We start from the raw sequence: 15,210 nt of genomic DNA on the forward strand, positions 1-15,210 counted from the left end.
CCGCAACAACGAAAGCCCCCCTCGAGCTCCCGAAGGAACCCGAGGGGGCTTGTCGTTCGTCAGATGAGCGAGAGCGCCTTGCGTGCTTGCCAGGCCCTCACGGCGTCGTGGCCGGCGCGTGCGAGGTCGAGGTGCCCCTTGTCGTTGGGGTGTACCTGGTCGCTGGTGAGGATGTCGGTGTTCTTGTCCCAGTAGCCGAGCTGGTTCGGGTCAGCGACGATCAGGTTAGGAAACTCCGCTGCCATCTGATCGACGATCGCGTTGAACGCATCGAGTACCGCGTCCGATCCGTTCGGGAATGAGGTCGATGCGGCGTAGTTGAGGAGGTGCGGCTCCTTCATCCATAGCACAGGTGGGGGCGTCGGACTTACAGGCAGTACGGCGTCAATGTACAACGATGTCCCGCCCGTCTTGGTGAACCGGACTGTGTGCCCCCGGGTAGACGCCGGGGTGCGGTACACGTAGACCACGGCACTCGTGATGCTGGTGTTGGACAGGTCAAGGCCGGTCGCCAGGGCGGCCCCGGAGGTCTGGTCGGTGATGTCAACGATTGCGCCAGCAGTGCCCGCGCCTCTCCCGATGGTTGCGATGAAGACGTCGCGATCGGCTGGGACCGTGTACTCGAAGTAAGATCCGGCAGCGGAACTGAATACCGCGGATCCGCCGAGGAACGCACCGGTGCCTCGCTGCCAGGTAGTTGCCGACTTCACGATCCGGGGGTCGGTGTCTTCGATGATCTCGGACGCACCGAGGATCGCCATCATGCTTCGAGCGTTGTTCGTCGCGCTCGTGATGTCAATTGCGGTCGCGCCGTTCAGACGGGCGGAGTTGATCAGCGTTTCGAGGACGACGAGGGCTTTTGTGCCTGGCACCCATGGCAAGGCACCTCCTGCGACCCGTCCGAGCGCGTTGTCGATTGTCGTGCCGCCGACTGCTCGCTTTAGGTCGTTCGCTGCGCCCCCGTCACTCGTGGGGTACGTGAGGCCGAGCGCTGTGGCGAGCCGTCGCGCCCAGTAGTGCGATGCGTCAGTCAGGCCCTGTTCTGCGAGGAACGAGTGTCCGTATGTGATGAGCTTCGCCCTACTGCCGGCGCTGACCGGCACCGTCGGCAGTGCCGATGCAGCCCCGGCCACGGCAGCGCCTTCCGGTGCCGCCGGGTTCGCGAGGTTCGCGGCGAGGGTAGTCCGGACGGCGTCTGGCAGCTGGTTTGAGCCCTCGTCCAAAGACGGGATCGGACGTCCGCTCGCGGGCGTATACAGTCCGGTCGCGGCGTTGAAGGGGATACCTGCAGCGGAGTCCGCAACAGCCGCACCTTCCGGGGTGGACGGGTCTCCGAGGTTCGCGGCCAACTGTTCCCGGATCTGCGCGGGCAGGTCACCGGTCGCCGTCGCAGTCATGAACACGGGCAGGTCCGACCACAGGCTGTACCCGTCGCCGATCTTCACCACCCGGTTCGTTTCGTCGTACCCCCACTCACCCGACAGCAGCGCCGTGCTGCTCGCCTCCCAGAACTCCGCACTCTTGCGGCGCATCTGCAGTGCTGCGTCCTGCGTCGTTGCCATGCTGGCCTTCTTCCAATGTCACGGCCATGCGGCCTAGTTCACGTTCCAGGGGGTTACGCCGGACGGGACCCGAGCGTCGGCCACTTGCTGTCGTCGCGGGCCTGACGTGCCGCACTGGCCCGGTCGATTTTCTGCTGCTCCGTCTTCGTGAAAACGATCGGCGGCTTCGTCCGCTCAACAGCCGCGGTGAGTGCGTCGTTGGAGTCGGTGAGGATCGTCACCATCAGGTGTTCCGCGTCACGTTCGCTGATGACCTTGTCGAGGTCCGAACGGACCGCGCGGAGTTCATCCCACACCTCAGTGATCGCTACGTCTCGAGCAGACGCGGGACGGGGTGGGAGGCGTCGCTGCACGAACAGCAGGACCGCTCCGACAGAACCGCCACCAGCGGTGATGAGTGCGATGAGTACAGAATCACTCACGTCGGTCCTCCGGCTTCGGTACCTCCTCGCGCTCCGACAAGTGCAGCGCTCGGTAGAACGGGACGACGGAGACAGCCATCGGGAGGACCGCGTACGCAAGCCGTTCCCAGTCCCCGTCAGTGTGGGTGCGCACGATGATCGACACCGCGTACGCGAATAGGGACAGGATCAGCACGTACTCGGCGATGATCTCCACCAGCAGCACACGCTCGGGCAGGGGATGCTTCGACGGCAACCGTTCCCGGTACCGTCGGGACACCTGCACGCCGATCATTGACGTCACCGACGCGAGGATGATGACCGCGGGGATACCCACCGACCACGCACGCCCCAACGTCACCTCAACAGTCGCGATGCCGAAGATGGCGGTCAGGACGCCGTAAAGGGCAAGGAATGCGTACTTGACGGTGAGGGTGACGTACAGCGACGGGTGTGGTTCGTACTGCACGTCATCACCCCACGCCCGTCCGATGGCGGTCCGCATCCTGCGCGGTCGTTCCGTCACGGCTCACCCTGCTCAGTGCGCAGGTCCGCGGTCGACGGTTCGTACTGCGCCGGCTGCAGTTCCGGGGTGGCCGGGTTGATGGCGTTCTTCGGGAGGAACGCTGCGAGGAACCCTGCGACGAAGCCGACGACGACAGCGCCAGCCGCCGCACCAACCTTCGCCGTGTCGATCTTCCCGTCAGCCCAGAACCCGGTCACCGAGATGCCGCCGATCGCGAGGGCCGCACCAGCGACACCCGCCGACCATGCCTTCTTCGCTCGAGCGCCCAGGTTCGTGAGGAACGTGGTCAGCCACGACGGGGTGGTTGCTTCGTGCTTACCGTTGTCGGTCACGCTGCGTCCTCCTCTGCGAGAGCAGCCTTCACGGCCGACTGGAACTTCGCGGACACTGCGACGCCGAGGGAGTCACGGCGGTCACGGCAGTCCTGGATCAGACCGGACACCTGCGCCGACGAGAGTTCCTGGAACAGGCTCGTCTCACCGGCAACAGCGTGGGAGTAGGTGATGGCGCGGGAGCTCGACACGGGGGTGAACGACAGCTCACCGATCGCGTACTGCTTCTTCGTCTTCTCGGACGTGACGTACAGCATGTCTGCCTCAACTTTCGGAGTGGGGGGCTTGACGGGTGCGGCGGGTGCCGCGGAACTGGTCGACGCGGACGGGGTGGCGGTGATGCGCGTACGTGCGTCCGGGTACGGGGCGGCAGCTTCGGCGCGGGTAGCCATCTCGTGATGCCACTGCTCACCGAAGTTCACGCCCGTCCACGTGCCACCACGGCCCTCGACGATCTGGTGCAGACGGTTGAACTCGTCGTCGTAGAGGGCACGGTTCGACCCGTCCGGCATCGTGACGCCGAAGTCGATCGCGTTGCCGTGCAGCACCTCGTCATGCCGTGACGTGAACGGGGCTGCGACGACGACACCGAGGACGAACCGGTTGTTCCACAGGCTCGTCTGCCGATCACGGGACCGCATGGCCTCGTTGACGGACAGCGTGCCCGAGCGGCCCTTGGATCGCAGGTACGCGTTGAAGTCGATGATCGTCGACAGCACTTGCAGGGCAATGCGTTCCGACGACACGTACTGCTCCACGCCGCGGAGGTCCCCGTATGAGGACCTGCCGACGCTGAACTTGGCGACCATGACGGCCCCTTCCATGACGAAAGGCCACCCCGAATGGGATGGCCTAGAGGATTGAGTGGTTGGGGGTCAGAACGACACGACGCCGATCTGCACACCCTTCGTGCGGATCGTGTCCGACCCTGCATCAGCGTCGAGGAACGCACGGATCACGTTCGACCCGCCAACCGTGCGAGCAATACCCGACACGGAGAAGAAAATCCCCGCACCGCCCTGAATACGGGACAGGCGGCACGACGACGGGTGCAGCACGTTCTCGTCGTTCAGGACCACTGACAGCAGCCCCGACGCGTCCTCCTGATGCGAACCCACCGCAGTACCCGTCACAGTGATGAACACCAACCGGTCACCGTCGGTGTAGAACTGCTCACCAGCGATACGCACACGACCCGCAGCCGGAGTCACATCCGTGTCCACGTTGTCATCCGCAGACGGCATCGCACTGATCGCCTGAGCACGCCGCCACAACGGTGACGCAGCAGTACCCGTCGACCGGTACGCGAAATCCACATCGATGCAGTACGCCTCCGTCCCCCGAAGGAACAGCAGAGGACTCATCTGCAGCAACGCCTCACGCGTCTCCACCTGCACCGACGGTCGTATCTTCGGCAACGGTGAATACAGGGTCGCCGCAGCCAACGTCTGCCCAGCACTCCGAGTGAACTGGTGCAACGTCAGGAACTCCTGCCCCGCATCAAGCGGCACAGTCGCGCCCTTCAACACCACCAGCTTCACCGGCTGGGCAGGGTTCGACGGGGAGTACAGCAACCCCACGTAGTACTTCGTTGACGACGTCACAGCAGGCACCGGCAGGGTCACGTCCGCATCGATCTGATGCCCGAACCCGTTCACCACCGCACGCGCATACCCCGACACTGTCGACTTCCGCACCGTCACCGTGTCATTCGTGTTCACCGTGATCGCGTACGGGTTCCCCCAGTCATCGAGGATGCCGTTACCGACCGCCCCCACCGTCTGCGCCCACACGCCATCGGTGAGGTCAGCACCGACGATCGGGCCTGAAGTTTCAGCCATGCTTATCTCCTAGATCGCTTGTAGGCGGTCGATAGCGCGCAGCGCCTTCGCGACCTTCGTGTTCGTCTTCGTGGTCCACTTCGACGAATCCCGCGACCCGACAACAGCCGAGATCACTTCGTTCGCTGCGCCCTGCTGCGCGGTCACCGTCGTCGTCACTTCCCTGACAACGTCAGTGAGGTCGATTCCGTCGACACTGACCCCGACCTTGTCGCCGACCTGCCAGTCCCGCCGGTAACGCACGTCAGGCTGATCGGTGACGGTGAACGACACTGACACCGGGTTCGCGCCGTCAGACAGTGCATCTGTTCCCGCGTCGGCGAGCTCAGTCGTGTCGGTGGTTTGCCGTTGGTCGATGAGCTGTTCAATTTTCCGACCCCACGTCGCCTCAGCGGTGGTGTCGACTTTCTCGACAAGGATCCGGTCAGCGCCCTCACCGCCACCAGCAACAACCGCGTCAGTGACCGTGGGGCGCTCGAGCGTGTACGACCAATCCGACCCGATGACAGCGCCCGTGAATGAGCCGGCGGTGCCGAATCGGACGTTCGCCGACAGGTCAGCGACCGGGCGGACCGTGGTCTGCAGGAACGGGCCGAGCGTGTCTTCGTCCTGCGCGATGTCGTAGTGGAGGCCACCCGACTCGGCGACATCGGCGAGAACCGTCCCGACCTTGTCGAAACGCCCCTTCACCGTCGTCGTCTTCCCCCGGCCAGCCGATGCAGGCACCCGAAGGCCCGCGATACGGCGAGACGCGAGTGCGCCCGGGCCGACGTTCGCGTTGATGTAGTTGAGGAGCACCGTTTCAGCGGGGCCGGTGCGGTTGTCGTAATCCGTTGACTGCGCCGCCCACGACTGCGCCGGGTTCGGTGCCACCAGACGGTCATCGGGGAGCGTCGTATCCGACCATCCAGACACCGTCGATTGCTTCGAGCCGCGTGCGATCGACACGATGTCACCCGACATGATCTTCACGCCATCACGGAACAGGATCACCCCGTTCCCCGCCGACAGCAGACCGGTCAGCCCTTCATTCAGACCCGTCACCGACCACGCGCCAGCCTTCACACCCGTCACGTTGTGCCGTTCAATGACAGTCAGCTTCGACCAGAACCGGACCGGGTTGAACCGTCGCCGCAAATCCTTCGCGCGAGGCACGATCATCCACTGACCACTCACCATGCCGCCTTCCACTGCGTGAACCACGACATGTCGACCGCGGCATCCTCACCAGCAGTAGCAAGCTGAATGCTCACCAAGTTGACGCCAGGACGCAGCGGGGAGAACGTTGCACCCATGCTGATTCGATCCCACGCGATCACACCATCGAGGCGAGCAGACCGTGCACGCGGATCCGTGACCAACCGCAACGTCTGACCCGTCGGCACACCAGCAGGAACCGAAATCAGGGTCCCCTGGTAGCTGATCGTCACCGACGGGATCGGACCGGTGAACGTGAACTCCGGCCACACCGGCACATCACCATCAACGAGGATCGGCATGTTCGAACCGACCGTCACCGACGCGCTGATCTGCCGAGGCCACGGATGCGTATCATTCCCGTCACCGAGGAACACCGTGCCAGGAGCCGCCGAATACGACTGAGTTGTCGCATCACGTGCCCGCCAGAACGGTGCCACCGCAACCAGGTTCAGTGCGAACTTCTCCCAATCGGAGCCGCCATCACCACCACCAAGCACGCCCTCCCAACCGGAGCGGTACGTCACATCGAGAAGCCGGTCACCATCAGCCGACGCAACCCCAAGACGGAACGTGCCATTCAAGCCAAGCAGGTCCGCATCCCAATCAGTCGCCACAGACCGCAGCTCCGCAAGCATCTCGAAGAACTCCGCCTGCGACTCCCACGAGAAAAACGTCAACGGTAGGAAAATCGGCCGCTCGAGCACGTTGACTTCCTGCAGCCACGACCCAGGCATCCCCGGCGTCGTCCCCGTCACCACATCAACCGGCGGCAACCCGAGACCCGTAGCACCCGGCATCAACGCCCGACCGTTCGTTCCAGACAGCGGCACGATCACCGAACCGTCCAACGACTCCAACCAGAACGACCGCAACTCACGTGGCGGTGCAGGCGGCTCCGGGAACGCATCCGCACCCTGCAACCCGTTCCCGTCGATGATGAACGAACCATCACCATTACCGTCGATGATGAAAGTGCCATCACCGTTCCCGTCGATCGTGTTCTGCGCCATGCGAGCACCTTCCTGATCAGCCGGTGAGCACTTCGATCTGATGCATCGCGTTCAAGAACTTCTGCTCAGTGAACGGCTCGCCGTGGTATTCGAACGTGGGTGCGTACGTCTTCGCCGGGGACGATGAACCACCCTCGAGCGCGTCGGAGATGCGCGGCGTCAACGGCACCACCGCTTCGTCGTACCGGCCTTCACCGACGTTGACGAGCGTGCCGCCAGGACGCCGACCCACAAGCGCGCCGGCAGCGAGCTGCGGAACCTGCCCCGACATGCCCTTGAACTCGAAGTGCCACGGCTCCCGCTGCGAGAACCCGAGGCCAGTGTTCGCCCAGCCGTACTTCGCACCGTTCGAACGGAGCCAGTCCTGACCGCCCGCAACATCCGCCGCGAGCCCGAGACCGTGCACAGACGTCCCAGGCGACGCAGCGAGGTTGCCGCCGCTCTTGAACAGCGACCACCGGTACTGCTGCGCCTTCAAGTCGCGGTAACCCTCCGTCAGCCGGAGAGCGCCACCAGACGCCCGATACGCGGTGTTCCACGCAGACGCAGCAGCCTTCTTCAGCAGCCCGCCAGTCGCACCAACACCGGAACCCGGAGCGAACCCGAGCGCCTGAGCCAACGACGTCGAAGGAAGGTTGCCGTTCGCCCCGTTGCCGCCGAACGTGCCAGCATCACCCGTGTCACCGATGCCCTTGATCTTGTCGATGACGCCGGAGAGGACCTTGCTGCCGACGCCCTTCGCCATGTCGAGCATCGCGCCGGCACCGGGTACCTTCCCGATCATGCCCTTGACGAGCTTGCCGAGGGTGCCCGTCGGGTCGGAGACGATGGACTTGGCGGTCTCTGCGGCGTTCTTCGTCCAGTCCCACGCCTTGCCAGCCTTGCCCTTAAGCCAATCCCAACTTGACGACGCAGCACCAACGAGCCCGCCATTCGCGTACCCGTTGTTCGCGATCGCTTGCAGCCGACCAACGCCAAGACGCTCGGTCTGCTCCTTCGTGAACACGTACTCGCCGCGGTGCACGATGCCAGCCGGTTCGTACTTCCCGCCTGGACCCGTGTAGCCACCCGTCGCGAACCCCTTCGGGAGTTCCACCTTCGGCAGGGGGTCGGTGTGGAAGACCTTCGCCAGCTTGTTGAAGTTGTCGATGATCCCGCCTTGGATGACGGTCTCGACAATGAACTTGATCGGAGCCTTGACGACGGACTTCACCAGGCCCCAGGCTTTCCCGATGCCATCCTTCATGGCGGTGAACGCCTTCGGGACGGTGTTCTTTGCGATGTCCACGATCTTGTCGAAGACGGGCTTGATCCAGGAGTTCCAAACTCCGCGGACGACGGTCCCGATTCCATCGAAGACGGGCTTGATGATCGAGTCGCGCAGCCACGTGAACACGGGGCCGAGAGTGTTGCGGAGGAAACCGACCACGGCCGAGAAGATCGGCAACACGACACCGTTCCACCACGTGGAGAACATCGCGCCGATGAACCCGAACACCGGCTGGATCACACCCGTCCACAGCCAAGTGAAAGCCGCACCGAGAGTGTTCACGACCGCGCCGCGGATCAACGCAGCAGTCGGGGCGATGACGCTAGTCCAGAGCCACCGGAAGATCGCGCCGACGAGCTGGAAGATCGGCGAGATCCACGTCGACCACAGGTAGCTCACAGCGCTTCCGATGGCAGTAAGAGCTGGCTGCACAGCGGTCTTCCAAAGCCACACAAACCAGCCACCCACAGCCTGCGCCGCGACGGAGATCAGCGAGAAAGCGCCGTTGACGAGGTCGCGGAACCAGCCGATGTTGTTGTACGCCCACACGATGCCTGCCACCAGCGCCGCGAGAGCAGCGACGACGATACCGATCGGGTTCGCCGCCAGGGCCGCGTTCAACAGCCACTGACCAGCCGCAGCCGCCCGAGCTGCAACAGCCGACGCAACAGTCGCCACCCGCTGCGCGACCAAAGCTGCGCGGCTCCGCAACGACGCCACAGCGCCGACGTTCGTTGCCGCCGTGTTCGACGCGGTCGCGGCAGTGTTCGCGCGAGTCGCCAACGCGGTCTGATACTCGAGGCGCGCCGCGTCGAGACGCAACGCGTTCCGGCGAATCTGCACCGGCAAAGCCAGGAGCTCCGCGGTACGCAGCACGACCGACGCGGCCGCAGTGGCGCGAGTGGCGAGCTGCCAGGCGATGAAACCAGCAACGATCAGCGGCATGTACTTGATGAGAGTGTCGACGTGGTCAGCGAGGAAACCGAGGACCCCAGCGAGGACCGTGATGCCAGCCGCCGCAAGCTTGCCGACAGAGTCACCGAGCTCCGGAAGCTGATCACGGAACGCAGCGAAAGCCGGGGTCAGCTTCGACAGGGACTCACCGACACTGCCCAGAGCCGTGTCAGTGTCACCACTGCTCAGCGACGTGAAGATGCCGCGCACCTTGCCCGCGAAAGCAGACGCACCGGCAACGACCTTGCTGAAGTCGACACGGTCGATCCACCCAGCGAGGGCGGCCATCCCCACTGTGACCTTCTCGTTGAGGGTGTCAGCGAACGGCTGCAACGCGACGCCGGCACGGTCCACGGCGTTCATGACGGACGTGAACAGTGCAGGCGCAGCAGCTACCCCACCGGAGAGGAACATCGCACCGATACGTCCGAGAGCGGCACCAACGTTCGCCCACGCGCCGCGCACAGTCTCACCTGACGCGAGCGCCGCGCCACCGATGTTCTCCTCAATGACCTTGCGGAACGTGGCCGCGTCGACCTCGCCCTTGCGGACCATGTCGGACAGGTCGTCGGCGGAGACGCCGTACTCCTTCTGCAGCCACTGGAAGATCGGGATACCCCGGTCGGCGAGCTGATTCAGGTTGTCCGTGTAGACCTTGCCGGTGGTCGTCGTCTTGTTGATGATCGACCCCATCTCATCCAGCGAGACGCCCGCGATGGACGCAGCATCCGCTGTGAGAGTGAGGTACTTCGTGAGATCCTGGCCGGGCTTGATACCGGCGGCGACAGCATTCGACGCGACAACCGCAGCGTCGCCGAGACCAAACGCGGTGCCCTTCACGGACGCCAGAGCGGAATCCATGATCGTGGCGATCTGCTTCGTCGAATTGCCGAGGCCCTTAAGCTTCCCCTGCGCGTCGTCGATGTTCAGGAGCCGATCAAGGCCCTTCTTCGCGGCGACACCAGCGATCGCCGCCCCGATGGCCGCGACAGACCCACCAACGATTGCGGTGGTCTTCGCGGCCATCTTCCCGGCCGACGCCAGGAACGAACCCGACATTTTGCTACCAACAGACGCACCCAGAGCAGACGGGTTGATCTCGTTCTGTAGCTTCTTGCTGAACCCACGGGCACTAGGGGCCACCGTGACGTAGGCGATCGCTGATTCAGTAGCCACAACAGCCTGCTTTCTGGTCGTTCGTCAGACGCTCATGTGGGTCCGGTTGCTCTTCGATGCGTTGCAGCGCAGGTGCGCGAGCTGCAGATTCGATGGCACGTCGAGACCGCCGTTTGCGCGTGGAATGACGTGGTCAACTGATTTGCGCATGACGTCCGGGAATGCGAGTGCCATGTCGACTTGGGTCGCGCAGATGCCACAGACTGTCCCGTCGCGCTGCGCGATCTCATCAGCAGTCATTGCCCAGCGCGTCTGTTTCTTGCATGAGGAGCAAAGCTGCGAGTCAGCGCGTCGGAATTGCCCGCGGCGAGTCAGCTCGAGCAGGTCGATCGAGTCGCCACAGGCGGCGCACGTTTTCACGGTCGGGCGCCCCCCTTTGTGCCTGCTGTCCATCACTTGACAGCGGCCTGAGCAATGCTTTCGGCGGCGGCTTCCCGGGGCGACTGGGCTGCCACAAATGACGCAGTTCGCGCCGACCGCTGCCCACTTGTAGGAGAACGGCTTCACTTCACCCTTGCGCCGCCACTGCGAGTAGTGCGCAGCGCACCAAGTGCGATTTCGCACGGCGTTTTCGCAACCCTCAACCGAGCATTGAGCAGGCACGCGCGGTGCTGGATCCGCAGTTGTGCCCGATCGCAAAAACCGCTGATAATGCCGAGGGCAAAGTCCGCGTGCGCCTCTCGTGCCCACAATGGACTCGCACTCGGCAACGGAACAAGGGTCGGTTTTCGGCATCGCTCAGCCCCTGTTCTTTTTAAGCACCTCCCGCGCTTCCGCAGGGGAGAGAGTGGTCTTGCCAAGTCGGCTGGTGTTGCTGTCTTTCCACGGCCGCGGGTACGGCTTCGGCCGGCGACCGTTGCTGTTTGCCGCGTAGAAGGCGTCGATGAAGTCGGCCTGCTGGATCCACTCGCGAGACACGGGGAAATCCCACCCATGCGTCGCGGCGAATAGCACCGAAGACGGCTCCCGTGTCGCGACACGCAGGAGGCGGTCGACCTTTACGTGGTCGACCGCCTTTCCCCACGCGTCACGAATGGAGCCGTCATCGCGCAGGTCAAGCCCGAGCTGATGCAGCTCCCAAACAAACTCGTCAGGGTAGGACTCCGCTAGTTCCCGGAGTCCTTGGATTCCCCCAGGCCCACGTGCTCCGACCACGCCTCGAACACTGCGCCGAGGTCTTCCATGTCGAGAGCCGACTTGAAGTTCTCCGGGACGACGAGCGCGTAGAACGTGTCCACGAGGGCAACACCGACCTCGCGCTGCCACTGCTCCTGCACGTCCTTCGCAGGGTTCTTCGGCTTCTTGTTCTGCGCCTGTGCGGTCAGGATCTCCGCGGGGATGCGTCCGGGGAGCGTGTACTCGGTGCCGTCGTACTCGACGACGAGTGCGGGGCGGCTCTTCGCCTTGATCTGCAGTGCCTTCACGGCGGTGGTCTCGGTCATGCGTATCTCCTGGCTCGGTTGAGAGTGCTCGGGTGATGTGGGGCGGTGTGCCGGAGCCCGAGCGCTCCGGCACACCGGTCAGTCACTTCGTGGGCGTAGTCGCCTTGGAAGTGGTCTTGGAGTCCGGCTCGGCGTCAACACCGGTCGGAACATCGGCGGGCTTCGTCTCCTTGACATCGCCCGTGACACGCACCCAGTAGTTCTTGTCCTGAGAAGCGCGCTGCTCGACGGTGACCTTCTTGATCTCGCCGGACTGGACGTGCCGGACAAACAGGGTCTTCGCAGTCATGCTCACGCCCCCGTCGTGGTGTCGAGGCTCGAGTACCACTTGACGGCCGAGTAGGTCTCGTCACCGTCTGTGATCTCGTAGCCCGTAACGGTGACCTCGTAGCCGATGGGCTCGCCACTGGCGTAGACCTGCTCACCGACCTCGGTCACTTCACCGTTCGGGACATCAATGCGAATGATGTCGTCGTCGTCAATGACGTCGATGACGAACGACTTGCGGCCACCGGTCTTCGACGGGTTGACCTTCACCGAACCGTTCGTGGCGACCTTTGAGCCGTAGTAGAGCTCGATGTTCTCCTTCTTGGTCTCAAGAAGGATGAAGGCGTACGTGATGGACGACTCAGTGACAACCTCTCGCAGGAGGGCACCGTTCTGCCACCCACGAATCTGGTTGCTCGACCGCTCGCGGCTTTCAGTGACCCCGCCGTCACCGACATAGCCAAGGTCGGTGTGTTCTGCGGAGAGGGCGATGGTGGCATCGGTGGGGCGGGTCGCGGTGGTCGGGGCGGCGTAAACTGCCCCGGTCACGGCCACCCTGACGTTTGAACTGTCGAGCATGTGCTCGCCTTTCGTCGGTGATTGTGGGCGCGACGGCCCCTGATATCCCCGGCTCGGAGGGGAAGTGGTCCGGTAGTCCGGACATGCAAAAGGCCCCGCCGATTGGCAGGGCCTTCAAGAAAGTGGGTCAGAGGTTCCGGCCGCGATGCCGGACCTCGAGTTGCGCGGTCTGCTTGAAGAAACCGTCCGCAGCGGGATCCGAGTTCGGTCCGCCATTTACGTCAGCGTGGAGAATCGGCCGACCATCAACCATCCCGCCCAGACCGCGCGACGTAGCCAACCCGAGAACAAGATTCATCAGGTCAACGGAAACGCCCTCATCGTCGGCGATCACATCAACCGTCACATACGAGGTGCGAACCGTGTCACCCGTACCGCCACCAGGACCCGTCGTCAGCACCACCGCACGGCGGCTGTTCGCACCCATCCGGTTCGACACATCCACACCAGCCGTAAACGGTTCACTGCGAGCCGACAACAGCACGCCCATGCGGACGATCAGATGCGCCAGGAAGTCGTCATACACGATGCCGTACACGTGACCTCCTAACGAGGCGTCGCATTGCTGAGGACAGAACGGATCGCAGCCACAAGCCGCGCCCTCTCCCACATCTCAGCCTCAACACGGAGACGGACACGAGAGTTCGAAGTGCCGACACCAGTACGGATCGCGGTGACGGTCGCGCCACCGGGGATCTGCGTGGCGATGCGATCCGCGTACGGACGCAACTGATCCTCGATGCCCTTCGACGCGAGGACGGCACCGAAGCCGCGACGGTTCAGGACGACGCGTGACTTAGGCACTGACGTAGTCCGAACGTCGCACGATGAGGACGTCGCCGGGATAGCGGCCGCGCGGGTGCACCCATCGCGCCTTGGGGCCATCCGCCTCGTACCGTTCCCCGTAGATGGTGAACGCATCCGACTCGGTCACGTCAGTGCCAGGATGCAGGTAGAGCGTGCCGCCGTACTCCAGCAGAACTTGCTCAACGCCTTCTGATTCGCCCTTGACCGCGGGCGCGAACCCAACAATGTCAAGTTCCGTGGTCGCCTCAGTGAACGTGGGCTTTCCGTACCGGTCTTTGCCTGACTCGGTAAGGCGGATCCGGGCGATTTTCACAGCTGAGAACCAAGCGGCACGTACGGGGCCGAGAACGGCGAGGTTGACGGGATCATGTCGATCGTGAACGCGCCTCGAGAGCGTGTGCCCTGCAACTTTGCAAGCTCATCGTCGGTGAGTCCAAGACCTCCTGGCACGTCGCCCCCGTAAGTAGCGGACTCCGTGAAAGGGCCCGTCGTCGTGTTCCGCTGCCGAACGCCCTCCGGGTTGCGGAAAACACGAGTGACCATAGCCACAACCACATCACGGGCCGTGTCTAGCAGGTCAGTGGAGGCCCCAAGCTCTGCCTCAGCATCAATACGGGCCTGCAGGTGGGGGACACGAAAGCGAATCTCCCGCTCGGCCCGCGCAACCCAATTCGTTACCCTATCAACATCGGTAGGGGCGTCAGAACCTATCCACGCGTCCAACACATCATCAGCGCTCGTCCAGGCCATGACGCCCCTCCCTCTGCTTACTCGGACTTCTTTGGACGCCCCACGGGACGCTTCGGATCAACCGGCTTGTCCGTTGAAACCCACCCTTGACGGATGAGCTTCACCGCCAACGCCGGCTCCACCTCAACGAGGGAGCCGGCAGGCGACTTCAACCCCACCATCAGACCGCCGCAGGCTCGTTGTACTTCACGAACGAAGCCACGTCGGCGACGTCCCATGCGTACTCGGCCTCCGCGCGAATGGCGACCAGGTTGTTCTCGAACAGCGACACCAGTTCGCCATTGATGGTCACGGATGCCTGCGTGGAGATGTCGTAGCTGATGCCACCAACAACGCCCCAGACTGCCTTGGACCAGTTTCCACCGAAACCGAGGACGGTGCCGTTGCCGACACCATCGCCGATGTACGACGGGCGACCGAGCACGCGACCGGCACGCACAACCTCGGCGGTCTCGACGGTGGGGCTGTCGATGAACAGGGGACGCCCGTTCGTGTCGACCGCACCGTTGAAGATCGGCTCAGCCATGCTGTCGAACCCGAAACCGGTGAGGCGCTTGCTGTCGTTGACGAGCAGCGACAGGCCGGCGTTGATGTCCGCGAAGATTCCGCCATCAGTCTGAGCCGCAGAACCGAGGGTGACAGCCTTGGTGGTGGCGTTCAGGAAGTTGCCTGCACCGAACGGGCTGTTGGTGCCGTAAGCGGCTGCGCTGTCGAACGCCAGCGCGAACGCTTCCGCAAGGTCGAGGCGCAGGTCGTCGATGTAGCCGCCCGGGTTCGCTCGAACCGTCTCAGCCGACACGACCGAGATCGCAGCGAGCTTCTTGGGGCTGATCTTACGCAGCGCCTTGCCGCCCGAGGTGGTCGGCTTCTGGCCACCCTCAGCAACCCATGCGGCGGTGGGCTTGGAGGTCGTGTAAGCGATCTCCACACCGTTCGCCCCAACGGGGATCTTGCGGGCGAGCTGCTGGAACACCGACGCGCGGCGTGCCTCAGCGAAAATGTCGCCAGCCTCGGTGGGCTTGATGAATCCAGCGAACTCGCTGGTAGTGGTGGGGGCAGTCTGAGCCATCACCAACTCCTAACTGTGGTTGGG

17 protein-coding genes and 1 pseudogene are annotated in these 15,210 nt (G+C 63.8%); all 18 read right to left on the bottom strand.

Going from position 1 to position 15,210, the window contains the following annotated elements:
• Positions 1-59: 59 nt before the first annotated feature.
• Positions 60-1,562: a hypothetical protein gene (locus ITJ56_RS04045; RefSeq protein ID WP_194627891.1), complete on the bottom strand. Its 1,503-nt coding sequence runs from the start codon at positions 1,560-1,562 to the stop codon at positions 60-62.
• A 53-nt stretch (positions 1,563-1,615) separates the two neighbouring features.
• Positions 1,616-1,984, bottom strand: coding sequence for a hypothetical protein (locus ITJ56_RS04050; RefSeq protein ID WP_194627892.1), 369 nt, complete (start codon positions 1,982-1,984; stop codon positions 1,616-1,618).
• Complete coding sequence (locus tag ITJ56_RS04055) at positions 1,977-2,432, bottom strand: hypothetical protein (protein WP_194627894.1); 456 nt, start codon at positions 2,430-2,432, stop codon at positions 1,977-1,979. The genes ITJ56_RS04050 and ITJ56_RS04055 overlap by 8 nt, the downstream gene beginning before the upstream one ends.
• A gap of 53 nt (positions 2,433-2,485) precedes the next feature.
• The gene (locus ITJ56_RS04060; protein WP_194627896.1) at positions 2,486-2,821 is read right to left on the bottom strand and encodes a hypothetical protein; all 336 of its coding nucleotides are present in this window, start codon (positions 2,819-2,821) and stop codon (positions 2,486-2,488) included.
• The gene (locus tag ITJ56_RS04065) at positions 2,818-3,630 is read right to left on the bottom strand and encodes a hypothetical protein (RefSeq protein WP_194627898.1); all 813 of its coding nucleotides are present in this window, start codon (positions 3,628-3,630) and stop codon (positions 2,818-2,820) included. The genes ITJ56_RS04060 and ITJ56_RS04065 overlap by 4 nt, the downstream gene beginning before the upstream one ends.
• A gap of 66 nt (positions 3,631-3,696) precedes the next feature.
• The gene (locus ITJ56_RS04070) at positions 3,697-4,662 is read right to left on the bottom strand and encodes a hypothetical protein (RefSeq protein ID WP_194627900.1); all 966 of its coding nucleotides are present in this window, start codon (positions 4,660-4,662) and stop codon (positions 3,697-3,699) included.
• Between the two features lie 9 nt (positions 4,663-4,671).
• On the bottom strand, positions 4,672-5,853 hold the full coding sequence (locus ITJ56_RS04075; RefSeq protein ID WP_194627902.1) for a siphovirus ReqiPepy6 Gp37-like family protein: 1,182 nt from the start codon (positions 5,851-5,853) through the stop codon (positions 4,672-4,674).
• Positions 5,835-6,872 carry a phage distal tail protein gene (locus ITJ56_RS04080; protein WP_194627903.1) on the bottom strand — a complete coding sequence of 346 codons (1,038 nt, stop codon included), beginning with the start codon at positions 6,870-6,872 and terminating at the stop codon, positions 5,835-5,837. Before ITJ56_RS04080 ends, ITJ56_RS04075 begins: the two co-directional genes overlap by 19 nt.
• Before the next feature lie 895 nt (positions 6,873-7,767).
• Positions 7,768-10,155: pseudogene (locus ITJ56_RS04085) on the bottom strand (tape measure protein); the annotation flags it as partial.
• A 141-nt stretch (positions 10,156-10,296) separates the two neighbouring features.
• Positions 10,297-10,512: an HNH endonuclease gene (locus tag ITJ56_RS18275; RefSeq protein WP_228517121.1), complete on the bottom strand. Its 216-nt coding sequence runs from the start codon at positions 10,510-10,512 to the stop codon at positions 10,297-10,299.
• A gap of 498 nt (positions 10,513-11,010) precedes the next feature.
• Positions 11,011-11,190 carry a hypothetical protein gene (locus ITJ56_RS04095; RefSeq protein WP_194627909.1) on the bottom strand — a complete coding sequence of 60 codons (180 nt, stop codon included), beginning with the start codon at positions 11,188-11,190 and terminating at the stop codon, positions 11,011-11,013.
• A gap of 188 nt (positions 11,191-11,378) precedes the next feature.
• Positions 11,379-11,714, bottom strand: a complete 336-nt coding sequence (locus tag ITJ56_RS04100; protein ID WP_194627911.1) for a hypothetical protein — start codon at positions 11,712-11,714, stop codon at positions 11,379-11,381.
• An 82-nt stretch (positions 11,715-11,796) separates the two neighbouring features.
• Positions 11,797-12,009 (bottom strand): hypothetical protein, encoded by a 213-nt coding sequence (locus ITJ56_RS04105; protein WP_194627913.1) that lies wholly within the window; start codon positions 12,007-12,009, stop codon positions 11,797-11,799.
• Positions 12,006-12,560: a hypothetical protein gene (locus ITJ56_RS04110; protein WP_194627915.1), complete on the bottom strand. Its 555-nt coding sequence runs from the start codon at positions 12,558-12,560 to the stop codon at positions 12,006-12,008. Before ITJ56_RS04110 ends, ITJ56_RS04105 begins: the two co-directional genes overlap by 4 nt.
• 127 nt (positions 12,561-12,687) lie before the next feature.
• Entirely contained in the window at positions 12,688-13,098 is a 411-nt protein-coding gene (locus ITJ56_RS04115) for a hypothetical protein (RefSeq protein ID WP_194627917.1), read from the bottom strand.
• A 258-nt stretch (positions 13,099-13,356) separates the two neighbouring features.
• Positions 13,357-13,680 carry a hypothetical protein gene (locus tag ITJ56_RS04120; RefSeq protein ID WP_194627919.1) on the bottom strand — a complete coding sequence of 108 codons (324 nt, stop codon included), beginning with the start codon at positions 13,678-13,680 and terminating at the stop codon, positions 13,357-13,359.
• On the bottom strand, positions 13,677-14,117 hold the full coding sequence (locus ITJ56_RS19095; RefSeq protein ID WP_194627921.1) for a Gp19/Gp15/Gp42 family protein: 441 nt from the start codon (positions 14,115-14,117) through the stop codon (positions 13,677-13,679). The genes ITJ56_RS04120 and ITJ56_RS19095 overlap by 4 nt, the downstream gene beginning before the upstream one ends.
• 160 nt (positions 14,118-14,277) lie before the next feature.
• Positions 14,278-15,186, bottom strand: coding sequence for a phage major capsid protein (locus tag ITJ56_RS04130; protein ID WP_194627923.1), 909 nt, complete (start codon positions 15,184-15,186; stop codon positions 14,278-14,280).
• Positions 15,187-15,210 lie beyond the last annotated feature (24 nt).

It is taken from the genome of Curtobacterium sp. VKM Ac-1376, from assembly GCF_015351025.1.
Lineage (GTDB): Bacteria > Actinomycetota > Actinomycetes > Actinomycetales > Microbacteriaceae > Curtobacterium.

Coding starts and splice junctions, on each gene's coding strand:
- ITJ56_RS04045 (WP_194627891.1), bottom strand. CDS start 1,562: ATGGCAACGACGCAGGACGCAGCACTGCAGATGCGCCGCAAGAGTGCG.
- ITJ56_RS19095 (WP_194627921.1), bottom strand. CDS start 14,117: ATGGCCTGGACGAGCGCTGATGATGTGTTGGACGCGTGGATAGGTTCT.
- ITJ56_RS04070 (WP_194627900.1), bottom strand. CDS start 4,662: ATGGCTGAAACTTCAGGCCCGATCGTCGGTGCTGACCTCACCGATGGC.
- ITJ56_RS04100 (WP_194627911.1), bottom strand. CDS start 11,714: ATGACCGAGACCACCGCCGTGAAGGCACTGCAGATCAAGGCGAAGAGC.
- ITJ56_RS18275 (WP_228517121.1), bottom strand. CDS start 10,512: ATGACTGCTGATGAGATCGCGCAGCGCGACGGGACAGTCTGTGGCATC.
- ITJ56_RS04065 (WP_194627898.1), bottom strand. CDS start 3,630: ATGGTCGCCAAGTTCAGCGTCGGCAGGTCCTCATACGGGGACCTCCGC.
- ITJ56_RS04110 (WP_194627915.1), bottom strand. CDS start 12,560: ATGCTCGACAGTTCAAACGTCAGGGTGGCCGTGACCGGGGCAGTTTAC.
- ITJ56_RS04080 (WP_194627903.1), bottom strand. CDS start 6,872: ATGGCGCAGAACACGATCGACGGGAACGGTGATGGCACTTTCATCATC.
- ITJ56_RS04130 (WP_194627923.1), bottom strand. CDS start 15,186: ATGGCTCAGACTGCCCCCACCACTACCAGCGAGTTCGCTGGATTCATC.